The following is a 24126-nucleotide window of genomic DNA, read 5'->3' as shown; positions in this document are numbered from 1 at the left end:
TACCTCATTTCACACCGAGTCTGATACCAATTCACGTAAATATCTGCTAATAGCTGTGGTTATTTCACTCGATCAATTTCACGGTGGATCTGAGCGTAAGACTTCACCCATGGCTGAACGACCTGCAACCTTTCCGGAAGCCGAGTTTCAGCCCTGCGTGCCGAGAGCATATCCGGGTAATCGCCAGTGATAACGATAAACCATGGCTCACCATCACGGCGGGTTTCATAAATACTGGCTATCTGAACGATCTGGTACTCTGCAATAAAATTATTGGCTGCCGACAGGGATCTGAGCGCAGCCAGCTGCAATGCATAATGGCGTTGATCAATCGTTTTCAACTCCGCTCCCGGGTTGGTGCTTTCCGGCTGAACATCTGGTTGTGCCTCAGGGGTAACCGCCACCGATTCATCGGCCACAGGCGTGGAGGCTGGTGCGCTAACAACAGCGGCGGGTTCATTCTCGGTTTGTTCTAGAGCTTGCGCAGGCTGAAGTTCTTCAACAGCAGCTTGCTCGGTATCCGTCTGGGCGACACTAGCCTGCTCAACCACAACCTGATCGGCAACGGCTTGTTCTCCACTGCCCCCCAATGCCTGCTCCGATATCATCGCATCCACCACATCCGATGGCACCACAACCCGCTGGCTATCATCGCTACGACCAACTGTCAGGCCTTCCAGTGACATTTCTGGAGGCAAGCGATGAGAGTCATCGCTAACCGTATCAACAACTGGCTTCTCTACCAGAGGTATGGCTTCCTCTAGCTCCGGCAAAGGCAGCAGCTCTATCTCCTGCTCATCAAAACGACCTGTCGACAGTACCGGCCCCTGGCGATCTTCAGTCGCCTGCGGCGGGCTATCGCCCTGTACAGTTACTGACCCTTGCTCGCTGGCTGGGAAAAACAAAAACACCACCCCGGCTGTCACCACAACAAGCAAGATGGCCAATAACGCCAAAGAGGATAATTTACGTGACGGTGAACCTGACATCGTTGTCTGCTCCGTATGATCTAATTGCACCAGCGCCCCCGGAGTCGGTGGCATTGCTCCCGCCCTCTCTCTGAGCGACCGTCTTCCATTTGCATCCAGCTGATCGCTGGCAAACATCACTTCGACAAAAGTTTGTACTTCTTGTTCGCTGAAATCAGTAATTTCCAGCTCAAGAGGCGTCCCCCCCTGGCCATGGGAAACCTGACCCAAATATTTATCAAGCCGCCCTGTTTGGCTAAAGAGCAGCACATTGATCTGCCAGCCAGGCTCTGCCTGTGCCATTTGTACTAATGCCCATAATTCAGCAACAAGGGTCGCACTAAGCAAATGGGCATCATCGATCACCAGCAGCAGGTTGGCAACGCCGCCGCCAAGCATCCGCTCGACACTTTGCTGCAGTGGATCCTGCTCATTGAATACAGGTTTGGCAACAAGCTGCTTGAGTATAATTGAGCGGTGCTGGCTGTCGGTCTGCGATGGATGGCAAAGCAATAGCGTCTGGTTGCTGCTATCTGCCCATTGTTCCAGGTAGCGTTGTGCCAACCAGGTTTTGCCCGCACCTTCACGGCCGGTTACCTGGATCAGGTTAGAACTAAAACGGGTTAAAAACTGAATGCGGGAAAGGAGTTGGATCTGGCTATCCAGATCCAACATTGCGACTGGGGTGTCACGAGTCATGGTGATTCACAACGTTAAGCATGGATCACACGACGTAGAATATCGTGTGGTACATCAGCAACGACCTCGGCACTACCGATAGCCGTCGGCAATACCAGCCTTAACTGGCCTGACAATACTTTTTTATCCCGCATCATGTGCTTCATATAACAATCAAAGTCCATCGTTCCCGGGGCTTTAACAGGCAAGTTAGCCCGTTCGAGCAAGTGGGTAATTCGCTGGACATCATCTTGTGACAATAGGCCATGAAGGCAGGCGGTCTGCGCTGCCTGTACGGTACCTGCCGACACGGCTTCACCGTGCAGCCAGTTACCATAACCCATCTCAGCTTCAATGGCGTGACCAAAGGTATGGCCTAAATTCAGCAATGCCCGTACACCAGACTCTTTCTCATCCGCAGCCACCACATCAGCTTTGATTTGGCAACAGCGTCCGATGGCATAGCACAGGGCATCGTTATCTAATGCCTGTAATTTTTCAATATTTTGCTCTAACCAGACAAAAAAGTCATAGTCAGCAATAATACCGTACTTGATCACCTCAGCCATACCAGCTGCAAACTCGCGCTCAGGCAATGTTTTCAAGCAATGGTTATCAATCACAACCGCTTTGGGTTGGTAGAAAGCCCCCACCATATTTTTTCCCAACGGGTGATTCACTGCGGTTTTACCACCGACAGAAGAATCCACCTGTGACAGCAATGTGGTCGGTACCTGGATAAAATCAACACCACGCTGATAACTTGCAGCAGCAAAGCCCACTACGTCACCAATCACCCCACCACCGAGCGCAACAATCACCACATCACGGCCGTAATTGCCTTCCAGCAAGAACGTCATGATCTGGTTAAATGTATCGAGGGTTTTGTATTGCTCGCCGTCAGGCAATGATAACAATGCAACATCACATTGTAGTGAGCGGATGGTCGCCATCACCTTATCGGCATACAACGGCGCCACCGTTTCATTACTGACCACGACAACACGTCGACCGGCACTGATGGCAGAGGAAAACAACGCCGGGTCATTAAATAACTCGGCGCCGATTGAGATTGGGTAGCTTCTGTCACCTAAATTGACGTTGATCCGTTCCATGGTCAGCTTCTCTTTGTGGTTAACGCTCTTCAAGCATCTTGATGATTTGGTTTGCAACCACTTTAGCGCTCTGATCGTCAGTTCGCACTACGTAGTCTGCAACCTCTTCATACAAAGGATTTCGCTCTTCAGCAAGCGCTTCAAGTACTTCACGTGGCGCATCTGTTTGCAGCAGAGGACGCTTTTTATCACGCTGAGTACGTGCTAATTGTTTTTCAATGGTAGTTTCAAGATATACGACAATACCGCGAGCAGAAAGGCGGTTGCGGTTATCTTTACTTTTAACGGAACCACCACCTGTCGCAAGAACAATACCTTGCTCCTGGGTCAGGTCATCGATCACGCCCTCTTCGCGAACACGGAAACCGTCTTCACCTTCAACATCAAATACCCAGCTGATATCGGCTCCAGTACGGTCTTCAATGACAGAATCAGAGTCAAAGAATTCCATATGTAGCTGCTGAGCAAGGTGTCTACCAATAGTGCTTTTGCCGGCACCCATTGGGCCAACTAGGAAAATATTTCGTTTTTCAGCCATTTTTAGCAATTTTACGCGCGGTTAATAAAACGACACCGCCCGCAGGCTATCGATAAATAAGCCCGAGGCGCCAACTTCCTCACATTTAATTCGTGATAAGACCGAAAATTATCTCAGGACTCGACATCATTTGGCAATAGCTAGAGCGCCTCATTACCAATTTAATTAACCTTGAGACAGCGATGCGGGCAGAAACAAAGTCATATTTTTTGTAAAAAACGAGCAAAGTAAGTAGTAAACACAATAAGTTAGCTGTTACACAGCCCGTTACAAAGCACGACTCCTTTATGTTGCACAACCGAGCAGGAATAACGCACAAAACGCCAATTTTACTGCAGGACTATCTTCGGGGTCACGAAAATCAGCAGCTCTCGCTTAGCCAGCTCTTCCAATTTGTGGCGAAACAGCGCACCCAGTACCGGTAAATCGCCCAGCAAAGGGACTTTTCTCACCGAGTTATTGATTTGGTGCTGGTAGATCCCGCCCAGAACGACCGTTTCCCCATTTTCCACCAATACCTGGGTACCAATTCGCTGGGTATCAATCGCAACAGCCTCACCGGTGCCGGTACTGACGATTTCTCCGGGTTTATCTTGGGTTACAACCAGATCCAGCACCAACTTACCGTCCGGTGTGATCTGCGGCGTTACCATCAAGCTCAATACTGCCTTCTTGAAGCCCACGGATACCGCCCCACTCGACGAGGCTTCCAGGTAAGGAATTTCTGTCCCTTGCTCAATATAGGCCATTTGTTTATTGGTGGTCACTAGACGCGGGCTGGAAATGATTTCCGCTTTCCGCTCAGCCTGCAAGGCTGACAGCTCGAGATCCAACAAGATGTCGCCCATTTTCGCAACCTGGAACGCAATACTCGACGCGCCTGCCTGAGTCGCCGCCAGGTTCACATTCAGAAAGTTGTCCACTGTCGCCTCGCCGTCCAGCAGCCCCGCTGAATTTAGGTTACTCTCAATCGATCCGCCGATCGTGGTATTGCCACTGCTGCTCAGCAGCCCCCAGCGAACCCCAATCTCATCGATATCTTTTTCGTTTATCGATACAATCCGGGCTTCGATATGGACCTGCTCTACCGGAATATCCAGCGCTGAAACAATATCCCTGACATTCTCTATACTTTCAGCCAGGTCATTCACAATCAAGGAATTTGTTCGAGCATCAACATGCAATGAGCCCCGTCCTGAGAGCATACTAATGCCATCAGCACTGCCCTGCAGCAATTCAGCGAGATCCGTCGCTTTGGCATAATTAACCTGAATGATCGCCGAACGCAATGATGCCAGCTCTTGCTCTTTTTGCTTCGCTTCAAGGGCCAATTGCTCACTCTGAGCCAGCTCCAGCTTCGGGGCAATGAGTACCACTGATCCCTGCACCCGCTTGTCCAGGCCTTTGGCCTGCAAGATGATGTCTAATACCTGAGGCCACGGTACGTCATCGAGGCGAAGTGTCACATTTCCCTGTACGGTATCGGAGACCACCAGGTTAAAGTCATTATATTCTGCAATCAGCTGCAACACGTTGCGAACAGGGACATCCTGGAAATTAATCGAAATCGGCTTGCCGCTATAGGTGACTTTTCCCCCCTGGGAGGCGATGGCATCGTCGGTATTGCCAGCAACCATGACGCTTAACTGGGTACCATTAAGGGTATAATCATAGGCAAATTGATCCGTCATGTTGAGGATCAGCCGCGTTCCCGTTTCCGTTCGAAATGTTTCAATCGCATGCACGGCTGTGGCAAAGTCAGCCACATCCAGCAGATACAACATATCGTCACGGATCGCGGCATCAACAATATCGATAACCAGTTGTTTGCCCGACTTGCGCATATCAACCAGGGACTGGGCTTTGGCCAGCTCGACGCTAAGTACCCCACGCCCTTTTTGATCCCGTTCAAAATCTATGTGAGTGATCTGGTTATCCACAACAGCAGCCGCTACAGGCAGAGCCAGCGATGTAACACACAAACAGAGAACAACTAAGCACATGGCCTGCGCTGTAATGAGCGCCGGAAAGCTACTTTTCATCTTTTTGTCTTTTCCTTCTATACTGCAGAGCCTGCGGTAATTAATGCCAATGTGATAGGCCTCTTCAGCCAACAACCTGCACCGTCAGGCAAAATTTCTTCGAGCTCGACAGTTTTCGGACTCACCGTCTGAACCTTGCCATGATTAAGCCCTAGGTAGTGCCCGTCACGGATTTTCACCAGCTTTCCTTCTGGGCTAGCAATGATCGCCCAGAGCAAATGGCCATCCCCGATCACCCCTTTCATTTTGAGCTGTGCCAGCGGGTAGGTTTCCAACGGGCCCCTTACCCGGTGTATATCCGGCTGCCAGCATGCCTTGCCTGTGCCAGCTCCATTCTCTGCCAGCTCCGGACGCGGACGAATAAAGGGGACACGGGGGGTGGTCATCACAAACTTATCGGCAACAAATTCATATTGCTCTTCCAAGGGATCGACCTGCGCCAGAGCCTCGTTGTGGGCCCGCTCGATAAAGTGTTGAATAGAATCGTCATTTGCATGGCAACCCAATAGCTGCAAGCTAGTGAGGAGAGTCAGCCAAACCTTTTTCAACTTACCCACCCCTTACTGCCGGCACTTTAAAGCGATAGGTGCTGGCAGAGACTTTCATCGACAGAAGTTCCTGTTGCTGTTTCTGGCGCACCAGGACTAAATCAAAATCGTTAAGCGTCACAATACGCGATAGCTTTGCTACTGATTCAACAAACTTGCCGATGTCTTCATAGCGTCCAGAAAAGGCAATATTGATGGGAAGCTCATAATACAGCGGGTGATCGATCCGAGGAGCCCACTCAATACGTTGAAATTCGAGCCCATTTCTGATCCCTATATCATTGACACCAGACAATAGACTGGCCAGCTCTTTTTCCTCAGGCAATTGCTCAATAACGTACTGGTATCGCTCTTGCAAATCATCAACCTGTAACCTGACGGTTGGCAAGGCAGCCACCTGGCTGGCTCTTCGGGCAACCTGGGTGCGAAGTTCTGACTCCGTTTGCTTTAGCTGTGCCAGCCCTTCCTGCAATGGGGTCAACCAATACCAATACCCCGCCCCTCCAAGTACCAGCGCCAATAGCAGCGCAACAACACATTGCGGCACTAACGGCCATTCAATGATTTCATCCAGCTCCAAATCCTGCCAATCACTCATCACTACAGCCCTCCTGACTGACTGCGGGCGACACCGGAGCGCGGCTCTAGGGGCTGCGCCATCGTGAACGAGGCCTTAAATTTCGTCTGGTCCTGCTCTTTGTCACCTTTTGTTGCAACAATGGAATGCATCGCGACATCTTTTAGCCAGAGAGAACCTTCAGCATTGGATAACAAAATAGCCAGGCGACCGTTAGAGTCACCGATCCCATTGATCACGATACGATTGGATTTCATCGAAACACTGTCGAGGTAGACGCCCTGCGGGACAATGCCCGGTAGCAGGCTCAGCAGGTGCGTTGCCCGGTTTCGTTCTTGCTGGATATCACTAATAACCCCAAGCCGTTTATTGAGCGCTTCCCGTTGTCTATCCAACGCAGGCAAAAAGGCTAACTGACGTTCAAGCGTCGCAATCTCTTGTCGCAATTGCTGATTCCTGACCTGCTGGAGCGCTTTTTGCTGTTCGGTATAGCTCGCCAATAACCATTGCATGGCAGCTACCGTCACCACAGCGATACCCAGAATGGCAAAAAAGCGCTGCTTATGCTGCTTCCGCTTTTCCTCACGCCAAGGCAGCAGGTTTAACGGTGCAATCATTGCCCGATCCCCCGCAGAGCCAGTCCGGTAGCCACAGCGTATTGGCTGAAATAACTATTACGGGCAATTTCACCCAGCTTTTTGCTGCAGGGAAAGTAGCGGAAAGGATTGAGCCATTGCACTTCAATCCCCAGTAGCCGACCAAGCAATTCTTCCAGTGCCACATATTGGCCACCGCCACACAACCAGATCCCCTTCAGGGCCGAATGCGGATGCGTGGAGTTATACAGCTGAAACTGGCGCTTGAGATGATCGGCCAGCTGCTTGGTAAAGGCTTCTGCCTGCTCAGGCTCAGGGGTAAACACCTGCGGGCCCTCGTTATCAACAAAACCAGCTTTGCTGATTTGCCCGGTGCCAAAAGCAATTTCCCGATGGTAGGCCGCAGCCCCTGGTGGCTTTACACAAAACTCGGTTCGCCGCTTGCCGATATCTACGATCCCCCATTGTTCCTGCATCGTGGCCTGCTCTGTGGCATGCTCGGCCAACCACAATAAAGCATGGGTCTGTAACTCCACCACCTTCGGTGCCAGGCCTGCTTTTCTTACCGCCTCTATCCGGCTATCGATAGTCTCTTTCCGGGCCGCGAATACCTGAAACGGTGCCGTCATCGCAGCTTCTGGAAAGGTGCCCGACGACAAGGGGAAGAAATCCAGGCTTAACTCTTCAACAGGAAACGGCGATGATGCGCTGAGCGCCTGGGTAACGGCAAACTCCGCTTCTTCATCACTTAAGCTGGTATCAAGCTGGATCACTTTGCTGATGACCGCACTGTCGGGTAAGGCAAGTGCCACTTTTTTGGCGCTAAACGGAAGACTCTTTTTTAATTTACGTATTGCTGACAACAAGGCTGGCGTATTGACGCTATGCTGGTCGTTAATAACAGAGGAAGGCAATACGATCTCAGCAAATGCAGCCAGTTCCAATTGTTCTTTCTTTGGGTTCAGCACGACCGCTTTGACACTATGATGGCCAATATCAATCCCAATTATTGGTGGGTTACGAAACATACCGTGCTATGCTCCCTGATAATGGAAAAGCAAATTATTTTTCAAACAAACACCAACCTATGGCGTTAATTTTATTTAAGTTATCTTTATACTATTGGTTGAAATAGATTGAACGATCGAATGATGGTGTAACAGGAATTCTCAAGTGAAGTTCATAAAGCGATTACTTATCCTTGCAATGATTTGCATAATCCTTGGAGTCAGTACAATTTTTGGTTTCTACCTTTATGTGAAGCCAGAGCTCCCTGATGTTGCAACACTAAAAAATGTTGAATTACAGACACCTATGCAGGTCTTCAGTGCTGATGGCAAACTGATCTCGCAGTTTGGTGAAAAACGACGTATTCCACTGACACTCGACGATATTCCGCCGCAAATGATCAATGCCATCATTGCGACCGAAGACAGCCGTTACTACGACCACCCGGGTATTGACCCAATCGGTATTGCCCGTGCCGCCTTTGTGGTCGCCACCTCCGGCTCGGCCAAGCAGGGGGCGAGTACCATTACCCAACAGCTGGCTCGAAATTTCTTTCTCTCCAACGAGAAAAAGCTGATGCGAAAAATCAAAGAGATTTTTATCGCTATCCATATCGAGCAACTGCTAACCAAGGAAGAAATCCTTGAGCTTTACCTGAACAAAATCTACCTCGGCTACCGCTCATACGGTGTCGGGGCCGCGGCACAGGTCTATTTTGGCAAAGAGGTCAGCCAGCTAACCTTGAGTGAAATTGCGATCATTGCTGGCCTGCCAAAAGCCCCATCCACCATGAACCCTCTGTATTCGGTGGATCGCGCAACCACCCGACGCAATGTGGTACTGGGCCGTATGTCCGCTGAAGGCTATGTTACTCAAGCAGAGCTGGATCAGGCACGCTCAGAACCGATTGTTGCCCGCTACCACGGTGCGGAAATCGAGCTAAACGCGCCGTATTTTGCAGAGCGTGCCCGTGCCTGGATGGTTGAGCGTTACGGTGAAGATGCCTATACCTCGGGAATGCGCATCTACACAACCGTCGACCCTAAACTACAGCAAGCTGCCCAAACGGCAGCAATCAACAACCTGCTCAGCTACGATCAGCGGCACGGATTCAGAGGCGCAGTGGCAACGCTATGGAAAACAGAACAAACGGCTTGGGATATCAACAAGATTACCGGACACCTGAACGAGCAGCCAAGCTACGGTGAGCTACAGGCCGCCGTTGTTACTGCTGTCAGCGGCCAAACAGCCCAGGTAGTAACCAAAGGTGGCGAGCACACCATCGAATGGAGCGGGATGAAATGGGCACGTAAGTTCGTCACCGATACCCGCCAGGGCCCGGCCCCTAAAACGGCAGCCAACATTCTGTCACCCGGCCAGCAAGTCTGGGTGCAGCAGAAAGGTAAGCAATGGGTATTAAGCCAGGTACCCGATGCCAACACAGCCTTTGTGGCAGTGTCCCCGCACAATGGGTCTGTTAAGGCCATGGTCGGCGGCTTCAACTTCATCCACAGCAAGTTTAACCGCGCTACCCAGTCTATCCGCCAAGTGGGATCCAGTATCAAACCGTTTATTTACTCGGCGGCGCTGGACAACGGCATGACATTAGCAACCTTGGTTAACGACGCGCCGATCAACCGCTGGGACAAGAGCATGGGTACGGCATGGCGACCTAAGAATTCACCACCAACCTACAATGGCCCAACACGCCTACGTCTAGGGTTGGCACAATCAAAGAACGTGATGGCCGTACGCGTACTGCAAAGCGTCGGGCTGGACGAAACCATCAGCTATCTGACTCGCTTTGGCTTCAAACGCAAAGATCTACCACGTGCTGAAGCAATTGCCCTCGGGGCAGGTAGCCTGACACCGCTGGAAATGGCACAAGGCTTCTCGGTCTTTGCCAACGGCGGCTATTACGTCGAACCCTACTTCATAGAACGTGTTGAAGACCCATATGGCAACCTGGTGTATCAAGCCAACCCTAATGTGGTCTGCAACATCGAGTGCCAACGTGAGCAGCAACAGGCTGGCAATAACATCGCCGCCAGCCGTGCCGTCGTTAACGATATCGCTATCAGCGAGCAGGAGCTGGGTGATACCGGCAGTGCCATCGAAAGCGATCAGCAGCAAACACACTATGCGCCGCAGGTTATTTCCGAGCAAAATGCCTTCCTGATCCGTGAGATGCTGGAGAGCAATATCTGGGGCGGCGGCGACTGGCGTCACGGCAGCGGCTGGAACGGCACAGGCTGGCGCGGCCAGGTACTAAAGCGACGTGATGTCGGCGGTAAAACCGGTACCACAAATGGCTCAAAGGATGCCTGGTATTCAGGTTTTGGTCCCAATATTGTGGCAACATCCTGGGTCGGTTTTGATGATCACAGCCGTGAACTGGGTAAATCAGCCTGGAACAATAATCTGGACAAAAACCAGATCTCTGGCGGTGAAGCCGGTGCAAAAACAGCGCAACCGGCCTGGGTATCATTCATGGACAAAGCCCTGGAAGATGTGCCCGTACAGCGCAAGCAGCTTCCGTCTGATATCGTGAAAGTCCGCATTGATCGAGATACCGGCAAGCTCAGCAACCACAACGATTACACCTCGATGTTCGAGTACTTTGAAAAAGGGACCGAGCCGACAGAGCAGGTGGGCGAAGGAGCCTCTGACGGTATTTTCGAATCAGACAGCTCTGACGAACTATTCTGATTATCCCCCCCTTAAAAAAGAGCGCCTTCCCGGCGCTCTTTTTGTATCGGGCCGCAAGGCCAATAGTACTTACCCCGCCCTGTACGCCAGATTTATTCCACACTAAAACGGTCAGCAATATGCTGGTTAATCAACTCGGCAATTTTTTCATAGCGCGCCCGCAAAGGTGAGCCCGGACGGTAGGCAAGGGTGATCAAGCGCGTCGGCACCGGATCGCAGGCCTTGATATAGCTCACGCCGTCCCGGCTCTTCTCCTTTGGTGTGGCCAGCTGTGGCAACAACGTGATCCCACTTCCCGCCGCAACCATATTGCGCAAAGTTTCCAGGCTGGTCGCTTTGAAACTGCCATCTTCATGTGCCCCGGCGGCAAAGCAAAAGCCCATAGCCTGATCCCGCAAACAATGGCCATCTCCCAGCATCAGTAGGGTTTCACCATGTAACTGGGCCATCTCCAGTGTTTTCAGCTTGGCCCACGGATGTTCTTCCGGGACCGCCAGCATCATCGGTTCGTTATAAAGTGGCAGCTCAATAAAGTGTTCTGTTTCTTTTACGGCAGCCAAAATGATGCAATCAAGCTTGCCCGCTTCCAGTTGCTGAACCAGCTGGTGGGTTTGCGCTTCATGGAGAAACAACTCAAGCTGCGGAAAAGAGGCCTTGAGCTGTGGAATGATATGCGGCAGCAAATAAGGCCCTACTGTCGGAATAAAACCGATATGCAGTGGCCCAGCCATACTTTCCCCTTGATGGCTTGCCAGCTCAGTCAGCACCTTGACTTCCAACAGCACTTTTTGCGCCTGGGCGACCAGGCTCAGGCCTGCATCGGTAAAAAGTACCCGACGGCTGGTGCGCTCCAGCAATGAAACCCCCAGCTCATCTTCCAGCTTACGGATTTGCCCACTCAGGGTGGGCTGGCTGACAAAACAGGCTTCGGCTGCTTTTCTGAAATGTTTGTGCTCGGACAGCGCCACCAGATATTCAAGATCCCGGATGTTCATGGCTCTATATCTTATTAATAGAAAATAACTATCAAAACCATAGCAGCAAACGATTAGAGCTATCAAGTCAAAATCGACATAATCATCACATCAAAACGGAGCAGTGAAGAGTAAGCTCCGGTTGAGACACAAATAACCACCTATACAACTATGAATTATTGAGGTAAACAGTATGTTCGCATCAAAAGAAGGCCAAGCAGTACCACAGGTTACTTTCCACACTCGCCAAGGTGACCAGTGGGTAGACGTAACAACTGATGAGCTATTCGCAAACAAAACAGTCGTTCTATTCAGCCTGCCAGGCGCATTTACACCGACATGTTCTTCAAGCCACCTACCTCGTTACAACGAGCTAGCATCAGTATTTGCTGAGCACGGTGTTGATGAAATTATGTGTGTATCAGTGAACGATACGTTTGTAATGAACGCGTGGAAAGCTGACCAAGAAGCAGAAAACATCACTTTCATCCCTGATGGTAACGGTGAGTTTTCTAAAGGCATGGACATGCTAGTAGACAAAGAAGACCTGGGTTTCGGTGCTCGCTCATGGCGCTACAGCATGCTGGTTAAAAATGGCATTGTTGAAAAAATGTTTGTTGAAAACGAAGAACCAGGCGACCCGTTCAAAGTATCTGATGCTGACACAATGCTTAACTACGTAGCACCAGAGCACAAGCTACAAGAGTCAATCACCGTCTTCACGAAACCTGGTTGTCCGTTCTGTGCAAAAGCAAAACAGAACCTAATCGACAAAGGCCTTCAGTATGAAGAAGTGGTACTTGGTAAAGATGCAACAACAGTAAGCCTACGTGCAATATCTGGTCAAAGCACTGTGCCTCAAGTATTCATCGGTGGTGAACACATCGGTGGTAGCGAAGCGCTAGAAGCATTCTTAGGTTAAGTCGTACGCTCTTACTGAGTAACGACAGTTACAACCCATAAAAATACAACCAATGAGTCATTGGCGGGACCTTCTCTCTTATTTGTCCCGCCATTTTTAATTTTGCTCGGAGATACCGAAATGAAAACCTTGAATGTTGATGTCGCTGTTATTGGTGGTGGTACGGCAGGTCTTAGTACTTACCGTGCAGCAAAAGCACACACAGATAGTGTTGTGATGATTGAAGGTGGCCCATTCGGCACCACTTGTGCCCGCGTTGGTTGCATGCCATCAAAACTCCTTATCGCAGCCGCAGAAAGCGTTCACCAAATCGAAAAAGCGCCAGGTTTCGGTGTTCATCCACAAGGTGAAATCATGATCAATGGCCGCGAAGTGATGGCTCGCGTAAAAAGCGAACGTGATCGCTTTGTCGGATTCGTTTTGGAAGGTGTTGATGAAATCCCGGCAGAAGACAAAATGATTGGTTACGCAAAATTTGTCGATGACAATACGCTTGTGGTTGATGGGCATACGCAAATCACCGCAAAACGCATTGTCATCGCGACGGGTTCTCGCCCAGCTTACCCTGCCATTTGGAATGAGCTTGGTGATCGCCTGATCATTAACGACAACGTATTTGAATGGGATGACCTGCCAAACTCTGTCGCGGTATTTGGCCCGGGCGTTATTGGCCTTGAACTAGGTCAAGCACTGAAGCGTTTAGGTGTTGAAGTCATTATGTTCGGTATTGGCGGTCAGGTAGGCCCACTCACTGATCCTGAGGTCATGGCTTATGCCAACACGTCGTTCAATGAAGAATTCTACCTTGATGCCGATGTGAAAGTTGAGAGCATGAAGCGCAACGGCGATATGGTTGAGATCATGTACATGGGTAAAGACGGTGAATTAAAAGAAATCACCGTTGATTATGTGCTAGCAACAACAGGCCGCCGTCCTAATGTCGATAAGCTCGATATTGAAAAAACCAGCTTAGAGCTAGACGCTCGTGGTGTACCTGTAGCGGATCACTACACCATGCAAACATCGGTAAACTCAATCTTTATTGCCGGTGATGCAAGCAACCAAATTCCATTGCTTCACGAAGCTGCCGACCAGGCGCGCATCGCGGGTGATAATGCAGGTCGCTTCCCTGAAATCCGAGCAGGCTTGCGTCGTTCTAAGATTGCTGCGGTATTCTCTGATCCACAAATCGCGATGGTCGGCGAGACATATAAAGAAATCACCACCCGCCTCGGTAACTGCGGCTGTTTCGAAACCGGTGAAGTGTCATTTGAAAACCAGGGCCGCTCTCGCGTCATGCTGCGAAACAAAGGCGTACTGCACGTCTACGGCGAACACGGTACTGGCCGCTTCCTGGGAGCTGAAATGATTGGCCCGAATGCCGAGCACTTAGCGCACCTGCTGGCATGGGCACATCAGAATAAAATGACGGTAGCAGAGATGCTGGATATGCCTTTCTATCACCCGGTGATTGAAGAAGGTGTCCGTACCGCGCTGCGCGATCTGAATGCCAAACTGCACCTTGGTCCTGAAATGATCAAGCACTGCCTGGACTGCGGCCCAGGTTGTTAACTGGCAGGGCTATGACATTACAGGCCCTATACTAAATAAACGACAGACTTACTCTCCTGCACTACCGATTCGCCCTCCATCCGGAGGGCTTTTTTCGTGTACAATCATGTCCACCTCAAAGCGATTCGGATTGCCTCATGGGTTGTCGTCACTGCCGTACTGCGCAAGTATTCAAACAAAAACTCGGTCGGTGCCGCCAATGTATGGCTCAGCTGACATTACTGAGCATTGCTAGCTGGGGAGCTTGGTTTTACTTCTATTTACCCACTCCCGCAGTGGTAGAGTCCATTACCCTTCTTTTTGCTGCCACAGCATTCAGCCTGCTATTGCTCGCTCACTGGGTCGTCGCTTTCGTGTTGTGGCTAAAAAAAGCAGGAAAGCATGAACGCCAGCAACAATCCCCATAAAAAAATCCGGCCACCAGGATAAATACCAGGGACCGGACTTTTGTTAAGAAGAAGGCAGTACTAGCCGCTTAGGCAACGTTCACTGTCGGAATCGCCTGTTCTTGATCCAGGCGAACTTCCAAAGCAACTTCGTCACAGGCATGCTGGCGAGGACAACGCTCGCAATCTTTCATCACCTTTTCTGGCAATAGCGATTTCGAGGTTGGAATAAAGCCCTGCTTCATGAAAAATTCAGGCACCCTCGTCAGCACAAAGACTTTCTTAATCGCCATCTGACCCGCTTTCTCAATCAAGTGGTCAACAATCGCTTTTCCCTGGCCCTGTTGCTGCCAGCCGGCTTCAACACCCAGCGAGCGAATTTCTGCCAGTCCGGAGTCATAGACATACAGCGAAGCACACCCTGTCACCGTACCATGGTGCTCGGCCACAGCAAACGAACCAATATCACGCACCAATTCATTACGCAGCCGCGGCAGGTTCTCACCCAAGCCAGCCCAGTAGGCAACCATCCCTTCAATCGCATCGAGATCAGTCAGGCGAGCACCGCGTACCTTCACCCCTGGCGAGTAGCGTTTCTCAAGACGCTTCTCGGCCTGGCCGATAGCATAATCGACCTGGTTAGGCGCAACACCGCCGAGGGCACAACGCTTATCAAGGCAAGAATCGATAGTCAGGATCGGATACACATCCTCATCAATGACCTCGGAGAACTCTTTCATTTCGGCCAGAGACAACTCTTCCAATGCGCAGCCCTTGGCGATAGCGGCAACCACCGCCACCCCAACAATATGGTGCGCTTCACGGAACGGAATACCTTTTGCTACCAGGTAGTCAGCCAGTTCAGTGGCATTCGAGTAGCCCTGCATCGCCGCTTCAAGCGTCCGATCTTTATTAACCTTGATCCCATCGAAGCACAATGCAGCCATTTCCATGCAGTCATGCCAGCTATCAAGGGCATCAAACAACCCTTCCTTGTCTTCCTGCATATCTTTGTTATAGGCCAGCGGCAATGCCTTCACCGTCATCATCATGCCGGTCATCGCCCCGTACACCCGACCACATTTACCCCGGATCAGCTCTAGCGCATCCGGATTTTTTTTCTGTGGCATCAGGGACGAGCCCGATGTCACGGTATCGGCCAATTCGATAAAGTTCGATTCACCGGAGTTATAGAAGATCAAATCTTCCGCCATCCGTGACAGGTGCAACATAGAAATAGAGGCCGTCGACAGCAGTTCCATTACATGGTCACGATCCGAGACTGAGTCGAGGCTGTTACGGGTTGCCCGGTGGAAACCCAGGCTATGGGCCAGCTCCTCACGATCAATCGGATAGGCCGTACCAGCCAGTGCTCCCGATCCCAGAGGGCAAGTATCAAGGCGGTCAAGCGCATCATGCAGGCGAGAATGGTCACGCTCTAGCATTTCTACATAAGCTAAGCACCAATGGGCAAAAGTCACTGGCTGAGCACGCTGCAGGTGGGTATAGCCAGGCAATACCGTTCCCTGGTGATCACGAGCTACCGAGACCAGCTGGTTCTGCAGCCTATCGAGCATCAGCAGCAACTGCTGGCCCTGCTGGCGGCACCATAGTTTCAGATCCGTTGCCACCTGATCGTTACGTGAACGACCGGTGTGCAGCTTCTTGCCTAAATCACCCACTTTGCTGATCAGCTGTTGCTCGACCCAGCTGTGGATATCCTCGGCATCGGAGCGCAGGATCTGCTCCGGATCTTCCATTACTGCCAGCTTCAGCTCATTCAGTGCCAGCTCGAGCCGCTGCTGCTCTTCATCCGTCAGAACATTAACCTGACGCAGTGCCTTTGACCATGCAATAGAACCAACGATGTCTTGCTCCGCCAAACGGTAATCAAAACGTAGTGAATCGTTGAACTGCTTAAACCGTGTGTCAGCTGCCTGACTAAAACGTCCGCCCCATAGTGCCATGGTACTTCTCCTATGCTTCGCTACTCGACTTGCTCAATGCTTTGGGTTATTTATTTTTCTTCTGTTCGTTTAACGCACGAATACGGCTTGCTAGCGAGTACAGGCGGATAAAGCCTTCAGCATGGCTGTGGTCGTAAACCTCATCTTCACCAAAGGTAGCAAATTCTTCCGAGTACAGGCTGTTTAGCGAGCGCTTCTGAACCACAGTAGCTTGACCTTTATACAGCTTCACCACAACTTCACCGCTCACATCTTGGGCAAGCTCATCGGCAGCAGCCAGCAATGACTTGCAAAGCGGGGTGAACCAACGGCCATCATAGATAAGGTGCGAGGCTTTCAGGCCAATTGACTCACGGAACTCAAACGATTCCTTATCAAGAACCAGCTGCTCTACCGCACGCAGAGCCTCGTTCATGATCGTGCCGCCCGGAGTTTCGTAGCAGCCACGCGACTTCATACCAACCAAACGGTTCTCGACGATATCGATACGGCCGACACCGTGCTCGGCACCTTTCTCATTAAGGTAAGTCAGCGTACTAAGCGGTGACATCGCTTCGCCATCAACCGCCACAATCTCACCTTTATCAATCAGGATTGATACTGTCTCTGGTTTTTCAGGGGCGTCTTCAGGATCCTTGGTCCATACCCAGCACAGCTCATTAGGCTGGTTCCAGGTATCTTCCAGCACCCCGCCTTCGGTTGAGATATGCCAAGCATTAGCATCACGCGAATAAATCTTCTCCAGTGACGCCGTACATGGGATATCACGCTCAGCCAGGTAATCGAGCAGTGCCTCACGGCTACGCAGATCCCACTCACGCCAAGGGGCAATAACTGTCAGCTGAGGGGCCAGTGCTGCATAGGCACTCTCAAAACGCACCTGGTCATTACCTTTACCAGTACAGCCGTGACAAACAGCGTCTGCACCGACTTCCAGTGCACATTCAACCTGCGCCTTGGCGATGATCGGACGCGCCATCGAGGTACCTAGCAGGTATTTACCCTCATAAATTGCACCGGTTTTCAGGCTTGGATAGATATAGTCAGCGACCATTTCAGCCTTAAGATCAGCGATATAGCAAGATGATGCACCAGAAGCCAACGCTTTCTCTTCAATACCTTCCAGCTCCGCCTCACCCTGGCCAACATCGGCCACAAACGCCACAACCTCACAGTCATAGTTTTCTTTCAGCCATGGAATAATTGCTGATGTATCCAGACCGCCGGAATAGGCTAATACGACTTTAGTTACCTTACTCATAATGCTCTCCTGATTGCCTGCTCGACGGTCATACCGCTCAGGCGTTTTAAAATAATGGGTGTTCTGACTTAGTTAATTCTGTTTTCGCCCGGCTTATACCGAGAACTTGGTGCCGATACTCTGGCCATCGAACAAGGCTTCCAGCTTGTCCGGGTAGCGCCAGGTCGCCACTTCAATCGGGCGTCCCAAGGCTTTGGCTGCTTCAAAGGCAGCACGTACCTTGACGACCATGCCATCGGTGATCACCGCCTGGGTGATCAGTGCTTCTGCTTCGTCTTCGGTCAGGCTGGCAATCAAATGCCCTTTGCCATCCAAAACGCCGCTTACATCCGACAGCAATACCAGCTCGGCATCCAGCGCCGCTGCAACAGCAACAGCAGCCTGATCCGCATTGACATTCATTAGCTCGCCATCGGCATCAAGGCCAATGGAGCTCACAATCGGTAGATAACCCGAGGCCATAATCAGCTTCACCAGCTCACTATTGCCCGGTGCAGCTTTGCCCACTGAACCCAACTCCGGATCCAGCTCGGTGATTTGGCACAAGCCACCATCGGCCAGGCTCAAGCCAACGGCAGCAACACCAGATTTAATCGCCTGACCTTGCAATACTTTATTTGCCGTACCGGCCAGTGCCCCTGCAATAAAGGGAATATGCTCTTTCGGTGTGACCCGCAGGCCCTCTTTCTTAACGGTTTCGTGCTGCAGCTTTTCCATCAGCTCGTCAACCAGATAACCACCGCCGTGTACCAGCAGCAATGGCCGCTGGGCCTTTTCCTGGTAATGGCTGATTGCATTAAACAATTTTTCCAGCGTGTCAGTGCATGACAGCACAGCACCACCTAACTTAATAACTAAAGGAACCTGACTCATGGTGATACCTCCTAAACCAACGCCGTTAACTGCGGAAAATTATTCCGAATATTTATGCACTGCATCGCTTGAGATGAGGCACCTTTCAATAAGTTGTCAATCGCAGATGTTAATACAATGTGCTGACCCTGTACCTTCCAGCCAATATCACAGAAACAGGTATTAACAACATTCTGGATACTGGCCGTTTGCTCGCCCAGCAACCTGACGGCATGTTGGCCGGTTTGTTTCTGGTAGGCTTGCTGCATGGCCCCAGCCACTTCTTCGGCATCAACACCTGGTGCCAGCTTCGCCGTAATCGTCGCCAGGATCCCACGCTTGAAGCTGCCAAGGTGTGGGGTAAAAATCACGTCACAGTCAAGGTGAGCAGCAATTTCTGGCTGATGACGATGGCCAAATACCCCATAGGCCTGCAAGCTCACTTCACAAAAACTGTTGACCATTGATGCTTTGCGGCCAGCACCGGAAACACCGCTCACCGCGTTAATAACAGGCCACTGATTTTTATCGATAAGGTTGGATTCCAGCAGCGGCTTTAGCGCCAGCTGCGAAGCCGTCGGATAACAGCCCGGAACCGCCACCAGCTGCGCTTGTTTAATCGCCTTGCTATTCCATTCGGCCAAACCATAAACCGCTTGTTTTAGCCACTGCTGGTGCTGGTGTTCAAAACCATAGTACTGAGTATAGAAGTCATCCCCTTGCACCCGGAACGCCCCTGACAAATCAAACACTTGACAGCCAGTAGAAAGAAAGGTTGTAGCCAAGTCATGACTCACCTCATGAGCGGTAGCCAACAGGACGATATCCGCCTGTGCTGCAACCGCGGCCGGATCTTTCAGCGGCTGCAGGGGTAAATCCACAATACCTTTTAATTGACCGTGTAATTCACTCACAGGCTTATTGGCGTCAAGGCTGTTTGCCGACACATATAAGCCTGCTAGATTGAGATGAGGATGGATGTGCACCATTTTCGCCAGCTCTGCGCCGGTATAACCGCTGGCACCGATAATGAAGGTGTTCAACATAAGTAATTCCGTTCTAATGCTTTAAGTAGTAAATACTTGGTATTTGAAACTTTGCTGCAGATACAGCAGATGATGGGGTGCACGAGCGCACCAGGCGGATGAGACTTAGCGTCGTCGGAGGGTATTCAGATTGTGAATGTTCGCCTGGTTCATGTTAATAACTTCCTACATTTAACGTCTTTAACTATTCTTTTGACTGGTGTTCTGCTTCAATATGAGAACAAAAGAGCAATTAAATTTTTATTCATCTTGTTTGCATTTATATGTTTACCGATTAATCCCTATGCTGTCAACAGCAGGAGTGAAAAAAGTAGCAATTCGGTGACTTATTTCTGCCGCTTGCTATTAAGGAAGAAATAAATAGACAGATCACCCTGTCAAAAGCAACATAATGCATAATAAGATTATTCTATTACTCTACTTTTGCTGAAAGTAAAAGCACTATGCACAAAGAGCACACGAAATTCGTGCCTTATGACTCATTTTTACGAAAATTTGTTACAAGCCAAATTTCATATCATGACAAATATCAAGGTGGCTGCGATTTATTGCCGCTAAATGTAATCAAAGTTGACCTGAAAGTGGGATCGCGGATAGATTGTCACTAATGCGATAGCAAATTGGATGTAACAAAATTACGAGATGGAAGCGATATGAACGAAAAGTACAGCGCGTTAAGAAGTAACGTAAGTATGCTCGGCCACCTGCTGGGTAATACCATTAAAGATGCGCATGGCGAGCCACTGCTAGATAAAGTGGAAGCTATACGTAAGTTATCTAAATCTGCCCGCGCAGGAAATCAGGATGATCGTGAGAAACTGATCGATGAGTTGCAAAACCTGCCTGATGAGCAGCTACTCCCTGTTGCGCGTGCCTTTAGTCAGTTCCTGAACCTGACCAATATTGCCGAGCAGTACCATACGGTGTCCCGTCACTGCGAAGAGCATATCTGCAGCCCGGACTCAATCGACACCCTGTTTGGCAAACTAAATAACAGCGAGATCAGCCAGTTTGACTCTATTCAGGCCGTGCGCGATCTGAATATTGAACTGGTACTAACGGCACACCCGACGGAAATCGCCCGTCGCACCATGATCCACAAGCTGGTGCAAATCAACAAATGCCTGTCAGAGCTGGAACTGAGCGAACTGTCACACAGTGAGCGCCTGCGTGTCGAGCAACGCCTCGAGCAGCTCATCGCCCAAGCGTGGCATTCCGATGTGATCCGTAAGCAGCGGCCAACGCCGCTGGATGAAGCCAAGTGGGGCTTCGCCGTGGTCGAGAATTCCCTGTGGCAGGCGGTACCAGAATTCCTGCGCCAATTCGATGAAAAGCTGACCAATCACCTTGGCGAAGGCCTACCAATTGATGCCTCTCCAGTTAAATTCTCTTCCTGGATGGGGGGCGACCGCGATGGCAACCCATTTGTTACCTCGACCATCACTCGGGAAGTCTTGCTACTGTCACGCTGGAAAGCGGCAGATTTATACCTGACCGATATCCAGGAGCTGGTCAGTGAACTGTCGATGGTCAAATGCAACGACCAGGTTCGTGAGCTGGCAGGCGATGAACACGAACCTTATCGTGCCATCCTCAAAGATCTGCGTGCCAAGTTGACCAATACCCGTGACGTGCTGGATGCCAAGATCAAAGGGCTGAGTGTCCCGAACTTTGGCATCATCGACCATGTCGACCAGCTTTGGGACCCGCTCTATGCCTGTTACCAGTCGCTGCACGAGTGCGGCATGGGGATCATTGCTGACGGCCTGCTGCTGGATGTCCTTCGCCGTATCAAGTGTTTCGGTGTGCACCTAGTCCGCCTGGATATCCGCCAGGAAAGTACCCGCCACTCTGACGTAATCTCTGAACTGACTCGCTACCTGGGCATCGGCGATTATGAGCAATGGAGCGAGCAAGACAAAGTCGCCTTCCTGGTCCGCGAGCTAGCCTCAAAACGCCCGCTACTGCCACGCGACTGGCAGCCTTCTGCAGATGTTCGGGAAGTCATTGACACCTGTAGAGCCATTGCCGAGCAACCACGCGAAGCATTAGGCGCCTATGTCATTTCCATGGCACGCACGGCCTCTGATGTCCTGGCCGTTCACTTACTGCTAAAAGAGGCCGGCTGTCCGTTCAGAATGGATGTCTGCCCGCTGTTTGAAACCTTGGACGATCTCAATAACTCCGAGTCGGTGATCAAACAGCTGATGAATATCGACTGGTACCGCGGCTTTATCCAAAACTACCAGATGGTTATGATCGGCTACTCCGATTCAGCCAAAGATGCCGGTGTCATGGCTGCTGGCTGGGCTCAGTACCGTGCGATGGAAGCATTGGTAGATGTTTGTGAGGAAGCCGGGGTGGAACTGACGCTGTTCCACGGACGCGGGGGCTCTATTGGCCGCGGGGGCGCACCTGCACATGCTGCCCTGCTGTCCCAGCCGCCGCGCAGCCTGAAAGGCGGCCTGCGGGTTACCGAACAGGGCGAAATGATCCGCTTCAAGCTTGGCCTGCCAGAAGTTGCCGTCAACAGCCTGAGCCTGTATGCCAGTGCGATCCTGGAAGCCAACCTGCTGCCACCGCCGGCACCGAAGCAAGACTGGCGCGAATTGATGGATGTCCTGTCCGAAGTGTCCTGTGAAGCCTACCGCGATGTCGTACGCGGCAACGAAGAGTTCGTTCCGTACTTCCGCGCGGCAACACCTGAGCTGGAGCTGGGCAAACTGCCACTGGGATCACGTCCGGCCAAGCGTAATCCAAAAGGTGGCGTAGAAAGCCTACGTGCTATCCCATGGATTTTTGCCTGGAGCCAAAACCGCCTGCTACTGCCTGCCTGGCTAGGAGCCGGTGAAGCCATTCAGTTTTCTATCGATAAAGGCCATACCCAGCAGCTAGAAGAGATGTGTCGTGAGTGGCCGTTCTTCTCAACCCGCCTGGGAATGCTGGAAATGGTGTATACCAAAACCAACATCGGCATTGCTGAGTACTACGATCAGCGCCTGACCGAGCAATCTCTATGGCCGATGGGCCAGCAGCTGCGCGATCAGCTACAGCAAGACATCAAGGCTGTACTGACTGTCGAGAACAGTGCTCACCTGATGGAGCAGGACCCATGGGGTGCGGAAGCGATCCGCCTGCGTAACATCTACGTTGAGCCGCTGAATATGCTCCAGGCCGAGCTACTTTATCGTACTCGCCAGCAAGAAGAGCCGTCACCAATGCTGGAAGAGGCCCTGATGGTCACTATTGCCGGTATTGCAACGGGCATGCGTAACACCGGCTAATTCAGCCACAAGACCTGATATCAATCCAGAGGCCACCCATCGGGTGGCCTTTCTTCTATCTCAGGCTCTGGTGCCTCACATAGGTCTTCTTTTCCCGTTCTACTTCTCATCGCACTTGATATACCACCAATCCATTTCACACTTTTTTTATTACAGTGGCTCAAAAATGAGACGCAATGTAACTAGTCGCATAGTCTAAAGTTATCCCATGCACTGTGAACATGGGTGAATCACAATATATTGCAGTGCATCGGAAACCTTAAGATATAGACAAACATCACAAGATGAACAATTGGTCGTTCCCCAAAGTGGTTATTATCACTATCTAGTGTCGATAAAGAGCACATTGATGTGTATGCTACGTGATCTCGATCAGGCACTGCAACAAGACGATTATAACAAACGCCAAAGAGCGCAGGGTAACGTCTGTCTGATTGTTTTTTATTTGTAGTATTTTAACGGATAGAAGAGATGTCACTACCACACGTAATATTAACCGTGCTGAGCAGCCGCGATGCAACCGGTTACGATATAACCAAAGAATTTTCCCACAGCATCGGTTACTTCTGGAAGGCAAGCCACCAGCAGGTTTACCGAGAGCTAAACAAGATGGCTACCAATGATCAGGTGACCTGCAAGCTAGAACCGCAGGAAGGCAAACCGGATCGTAAAGTGTATTCCATTACCGATCTAGGCCGCCAGGCACTATTTGAGTGGTTCCAGGAGCCTGCTCGCAACCCAACCATTCGTGATGAGTTCTCTGCCAAACTGCTGGTTTGCGGTGTGCACAATTCCGTGCCGATGCAACAGCAGCTTGAAGGACTGATCGAAGAGTCTCACACCCTGATGAACCATTACCACGAGCTGGAAAAGGTTCATTTTGGCGACTACAAAAACATGGATCGCCAGTCCCGCCTTGATCGCCTTACGCTTCGCCGTGGTATCCACAACCGTCAGGCGTGGATTGACTGGGCAGAAGAAGTACTGGTCGAGCTAAAAGATATGGACAGTGCTGACAGCAAGGTAGCGCTCAATAGCTAAAATGGCTAACCGCGCGACCCCTTAACGAAAAAAGCCGCTTTT

General features: G+C 50.8%; 19 protein-coding genes. 6 read left to right on the top strand and 13 right to left on the bottom strand.

The genetic code is table 11. The features are described from left to right. Positions 1–59: 59 nt before the first annotated feature. The 8 genes from AC51G0_RS01185 to pilM form a co-directional block, all read right to left on the bottom strand. Positions 60–1667 (bottom strand): AAA family ATPase, encoded by a 1608-nt coding sequence (locus AC51G0_RS01185; protein ID WP_496300356.1) that lies wholly within the window; start codon positions 1665–1667, stop codon positions 60–62. Between the two features lie 14 nt (positions 1668–1681). Further along, positions 1682–2761: a 3-dehydroquinate synthase gene (aroB, locus tag AC51G0_RS01180; protein WP_496300355.1), complete on the bottom strand. Its 1080-nt coding sequence runs from the start codon at positions 2759–2761 to the stop codon at positions 1682–1684. Between the two features lie 19 nt (positions 2762–2780). Next, the gene (gene aroK / locus AC51G0_RS01175; protein ID WP_496300354.1) at positions 2781–3299 is read right to left on the bottom strand and encodes a shikimate kinase AroK; all 519 of its coding nucleotides are present in this window, start codon (positions 3297–3299) and stop codon (positions 2781–2783) included. Between the two features lie 329 nt (positions 3300–3628). After that, positions 3629–5341 (bottom strand): type IV pilus secretin PilQ, encoded by a 1713-nt coding sequence (locus tag AC51G0_RS01170; protein WP_496300353.1) that lies wholly within the window; start codon positions 5339–5341, stop codon positions 3629–3631. A gap of 17 nt (positions 5342–5358) precedes the next feature. Further along, the gene (locus AC51G0_RS01165) at positions 5359–5898 is read right to left on the bottom strand and encodes a pilus assembly protein PilP (RefSeq protein ID WP_496300352.1); all 540 of its coding nucleotides are present in this window, start codon (positions 5896–5898) and stop codon (positions 5359–5361) included. Further along, positions 5891–6487 (bottom strand): type IV pilus inner membrane component PilO, encoded by a 597-nt coding sequence (locus AC51G0_RS01160; RefSeq protein ID WP_496300351.1) that lies wholly within the window; start codon positions 6485–6487, stop codon positions 5891–5893. Before AC51G0_RS01160 ends, AC51G0_RS01165 begins: the two co-directional genes overlap by 8 nt. A 2-nt stretch (positions 6488–6489) precedes the next feature. Next, the gene (locus AC51G0_RS01155; protein WP_496300350.1) at positions 6490–7083 is read right to left on the bottom strand and encodes a PilN domain-containing protein; all 594 of its coding nucleotides are present in this window, start codon (positions 7081–7083) and stop codon (positions 6490–6492) included. Further along, a complete protein-coding gene (pilM, locus tag AC51G0_RS01150) occupies positions 7080–8090 on the bottom strand; it encodes a type IV pilus biogenesis protein PilM (protein ID WP_496300349.1) in 1011 nt (336 codons plus the stop codon). The genes AC51G0_RS01155 and pilM overlap by 4 nt, the downstream gene beginning before the upstream one ends. A gap of 145 nt (positions 8091–8235) precedes the next feature. Between pilM and AC51G0_RS01145 the strand changes: the two genes are divergently transcribed. After that, positions 8236–10779 carry a penicillin-binding protein 1A gene (locus AC51G0_RS01145; RefSeq protein WP_496300348.1) on the top strand — a complete coding sequence of 848 codons (2544 nt, stop codon included), beginning with the start codon at positions 8236–8238 and terminating at the stop codon, positions 10777–10779. Between the two features lie 92 nt (positions 10780–10871). On the opposite strand, the gene oxyR is transcribed toward AC51G0_RS01145, so the two are convergent. Then, positions 10872–11774: a DNA-binding transcriptional regulator OxyR gene (gene oxyR / locus AC51G0_RS01140; RefSeq protein ID WP_496300347.1), complete on the bottom strand. Its 903-nt coding sequence runs from the start codon at positions 11772–11774 to the stop codon at positions 10872–10874. 172 nt (positions 11775–11946) lie between these two features. On the opposite strand from oxyR, the gene AC51G0_RS01135 reads away from it, so the two are divergent. The 3 genes from AC51G0_RS01135 (at position 11947) to AC51G0_RS01125 (ending at position 14654) form a co-directional block, all read left to right on the top strand. Continuing rightward, positions 11947–12675, top strand: coding sequence for a glutathione peroxidase (locus tag AC51G0_RS01135; RefSeq protein ID WP_496300346.1), 729 nt, complete (start codon positions 11947–11949; stop codon positions 12673–12675). A 120-nt stretch (positions 12676–12795) separates the two neighbouring features. Continuing rightward, positions 12796–14247 (top strand): dihydrolipoyl dehydrogenase, encoded by a 1452-nt coding sequence (locus AC51G0_RS01130; protein WP_496300345.1) that lies wholly within the window; start codon positions 12796–12798, stop codon positions 14245–14247. Between the two features lie 137 nt (positions 14248–14384). Beyond that, entirely contained in the window at positions 14385–14654 is a 270-nt protein-coding gene (locus AC51G0_RS01125; RefSeq protein ID WP_496300344.1) for a DUF3624 domain-containing protein, read from the top strand. 68 nt (positions 14655–14722) lie between these two features. Here AC51G0_RS01125 and argH read toward each other — a convergent pair whose 3' ends face one another. From argH to argC, 4 genes are all read right to left on the bottom strand, one after another. Beyond that, positions 14723–16600 carry an argininosuccinate lyase gene (gene argH / locus AC51G0_RS01120; protein ID WP_496300343.1) on the bottom strand — a complete coding sequence of 626 codons (1878 nt, stop codon included), beginning with the start codon at positions 16598–16600 and terminating at the stop codon, positions 14723–14725. 46 nt (positions 16601–16646) lie between these two features. After that, complete coding sequence (locus AC51G0_RS01115; RefSeq protein WP_496300342.1) at positions 16647–17861, bottom strand: argininosuccinate synthase; 1215 nt, start codon at positions 17859–17861, stop codon at positions 16647–16649. Positions 17862–17954: 93 nt separating this feature from the next. Beyond that, a complete protein-coding gene (gene argB / locus AC51G0_RS01110) occupies positions 17955–18734 on the bottom strand; it encodes an acetylglutamate kinase (RefSeq protein WP_496300341.1) in 780 nt (259 codons plus the stop codon). 11 nt (positions 18735–18745) lie between these two features. Next, complete coding sequence (gene argC, locus AC51G0_RS01105; RefSeq protein ID WP_496300340.1) at positions 18746–19759, bottom strand: N-acetyl-gamma-glutamyl-phosphate reductase; 1014 nt, start codon at positions 19757–19759, stop codon at positions 18746–18748. A gap of 653 nt (positions 19760–20412) precedes the next feature. On the opposite strand from argC, the gene ppc reads away from it, so the two are divergent. Both ppc and AC51G0_RS01095 read left to right on the top strand, forming a co-directional pair. Beyond that, entirely contained in the window at positions 20413–23043 is a 2631-nt protein-coding gene (ppc, locus tag AC51G0_RS01100) for a phosphoenolpyruvate carboxylase (protein ID WP_496300339.1), read from the top strand. A 471-nt stretch (positions 23044–23514) separates the two neighbouring features. Further along, the gene (locus tag AC51G0_RS01095) at positions 23515–24084 is read left to right on the top strand and encodes a PadR family transcriptional regulator (RefSeq protein ID WP_496300338.1); all 570 of its coding nucleotides are present in this window, start codon (positions 23515–23517) and stop codon (positions 24082–24084) included. Positions 24085–24126: the final 42 nt, after the last annotated feature.

The sequence above is a fragment of the Photobacterium sp. HL06 genome (genome assembly GCF_059552575.1).
Note: the sequence above shows the minus strand (reverse complement) of the source record. Positions and strands in the feature narration are given on the sequence as shown.

What these genes read in the sequence shown, in the direction of transcription:
- AC51G0_RS01185 (WP_496300356.1), bottom strand. Translation starts at nt 1,667, where the DNA reads ATGACTCGTGACACCCCAGTCGCAATGTTGGATCTGGATAGCCAGATC.
- AC51G0_RS01170 (WP_496300353.1), bottom strand. Translation starts at nt 5,341, where the DNA reads ATGAAAAGTAGCTTTCCGGCGCTCATTACAGCGCAGGCCATGTGCTTA.
- AC51G0_RS01130 (WP_496300345.1), top strand. Translation starts at nt 12,796, where the DNA reads ATGAAAACCTTGAATGTTGATGTCGCTGTTATTGGTGGTGGTACGGCA.
- AC51G0_RS01115 (WP_496300342.1), bottom strand. Translation starts at nt 17,861, where the DNA reads ATGAGTAAGGTAACTAAAGTCGTATTAGCCTATTCCGGCGGTCTGGAT.
- AC51G0_RS01125 (WP_496300344.1), top strand. Translation starts at nt 14,385, where the DNA reads ATGGGTTGTCGTCACTGCCGTACTGCGCAAGTATTCAAACAAAAACTC.
- pilM (WP_496300349.1), bottom strand. Translation starts at nt 8,090, where the DNA reads ATGTTTCGTAACCCACCAATAATTGGGATTGATATTGGCCATCATAGT.
- AC51G0_RS01095 (WP_496300338.1), top strand. Translation starts at nt 23,515, where the DNA reads ATGTCACTACCACACGTAATATTAACCGTGCTGAGCAGCCGCGATGCA.
- argC (WP_496300340.1), bottom strand. Translation starts at nt 19,759, where the DNA reads ATGTTGAACACCTTCATTATCGGTGCCAGCGGTTATACCGGCGCAGAG.
- argB (WP_496300341.1), bottom strand. Translation starts at nt 18,734, where the DNA reads ATGAGTCAGGTTCCTTTAGTTATTAAGTTAGGTGGTGCTGTGCTGTCA.
- ppc (WP_496300339.1), top strand. Translation starts at nt 20,413, where the DNA reads ATGAACGAAAAGTACAGCGCGTTAAGAAGTAACGTAAGTATGCTCGGC.
- argH (WP_496300343.1), bottom strand. Translation starts at nt 16,600, where the DNA reads ATGGCACTATGGGGCGGACGTTTTAGTCAGGCAGCTGACACACGGTTT.
- AC51G0_RS01160 (WP_496300351.1), bottom strand. Translation starts at nt 6,487, where the DNA reads ATGAGTGATTGGCAGGATTTGGAGCTGGATGAAATCATTGAATGGCCG.
- aroB (WP_496300355.1), bottom strand. Translation starts at nt 2,761, where the DNA reads ATGGAACGGATCAACGTCAATTTAGGTGACAGAAGCTACCCAATCTCA.
- AC51G0_RS01155 (WP_496300350.1), bottom strand. Translation starts at nt 7,083, where the DNA reads ATGATTGCACCGTTAAACCTGCTGCCTTGGCGTGAGGAAAAGCGGAAG.
- oxyR (WP_496300347.1), bottom strand. Translation starts at nt 11,774, where the DNA reads ATGAACATCCGGGATCTTGAATATCTGGTGGCGCTGTCCGAGCACAAA.
- AC51G0_RS01135 (WP_496300346.1), top strand. Translation starts at nt 11,947, where the DNA reads ATGTTCGCATCAAAAGAAGGCCAAGCAGTACCACAGGTTACTTTCCAC.
- aroK (WP_496300354.1), bottom strand. Translation starts at nt 3,299, where the DNA reads ATGGCTGAAAAACGAAATATTTTCCTAGTTGGCCCAATGGGTGCCGGC.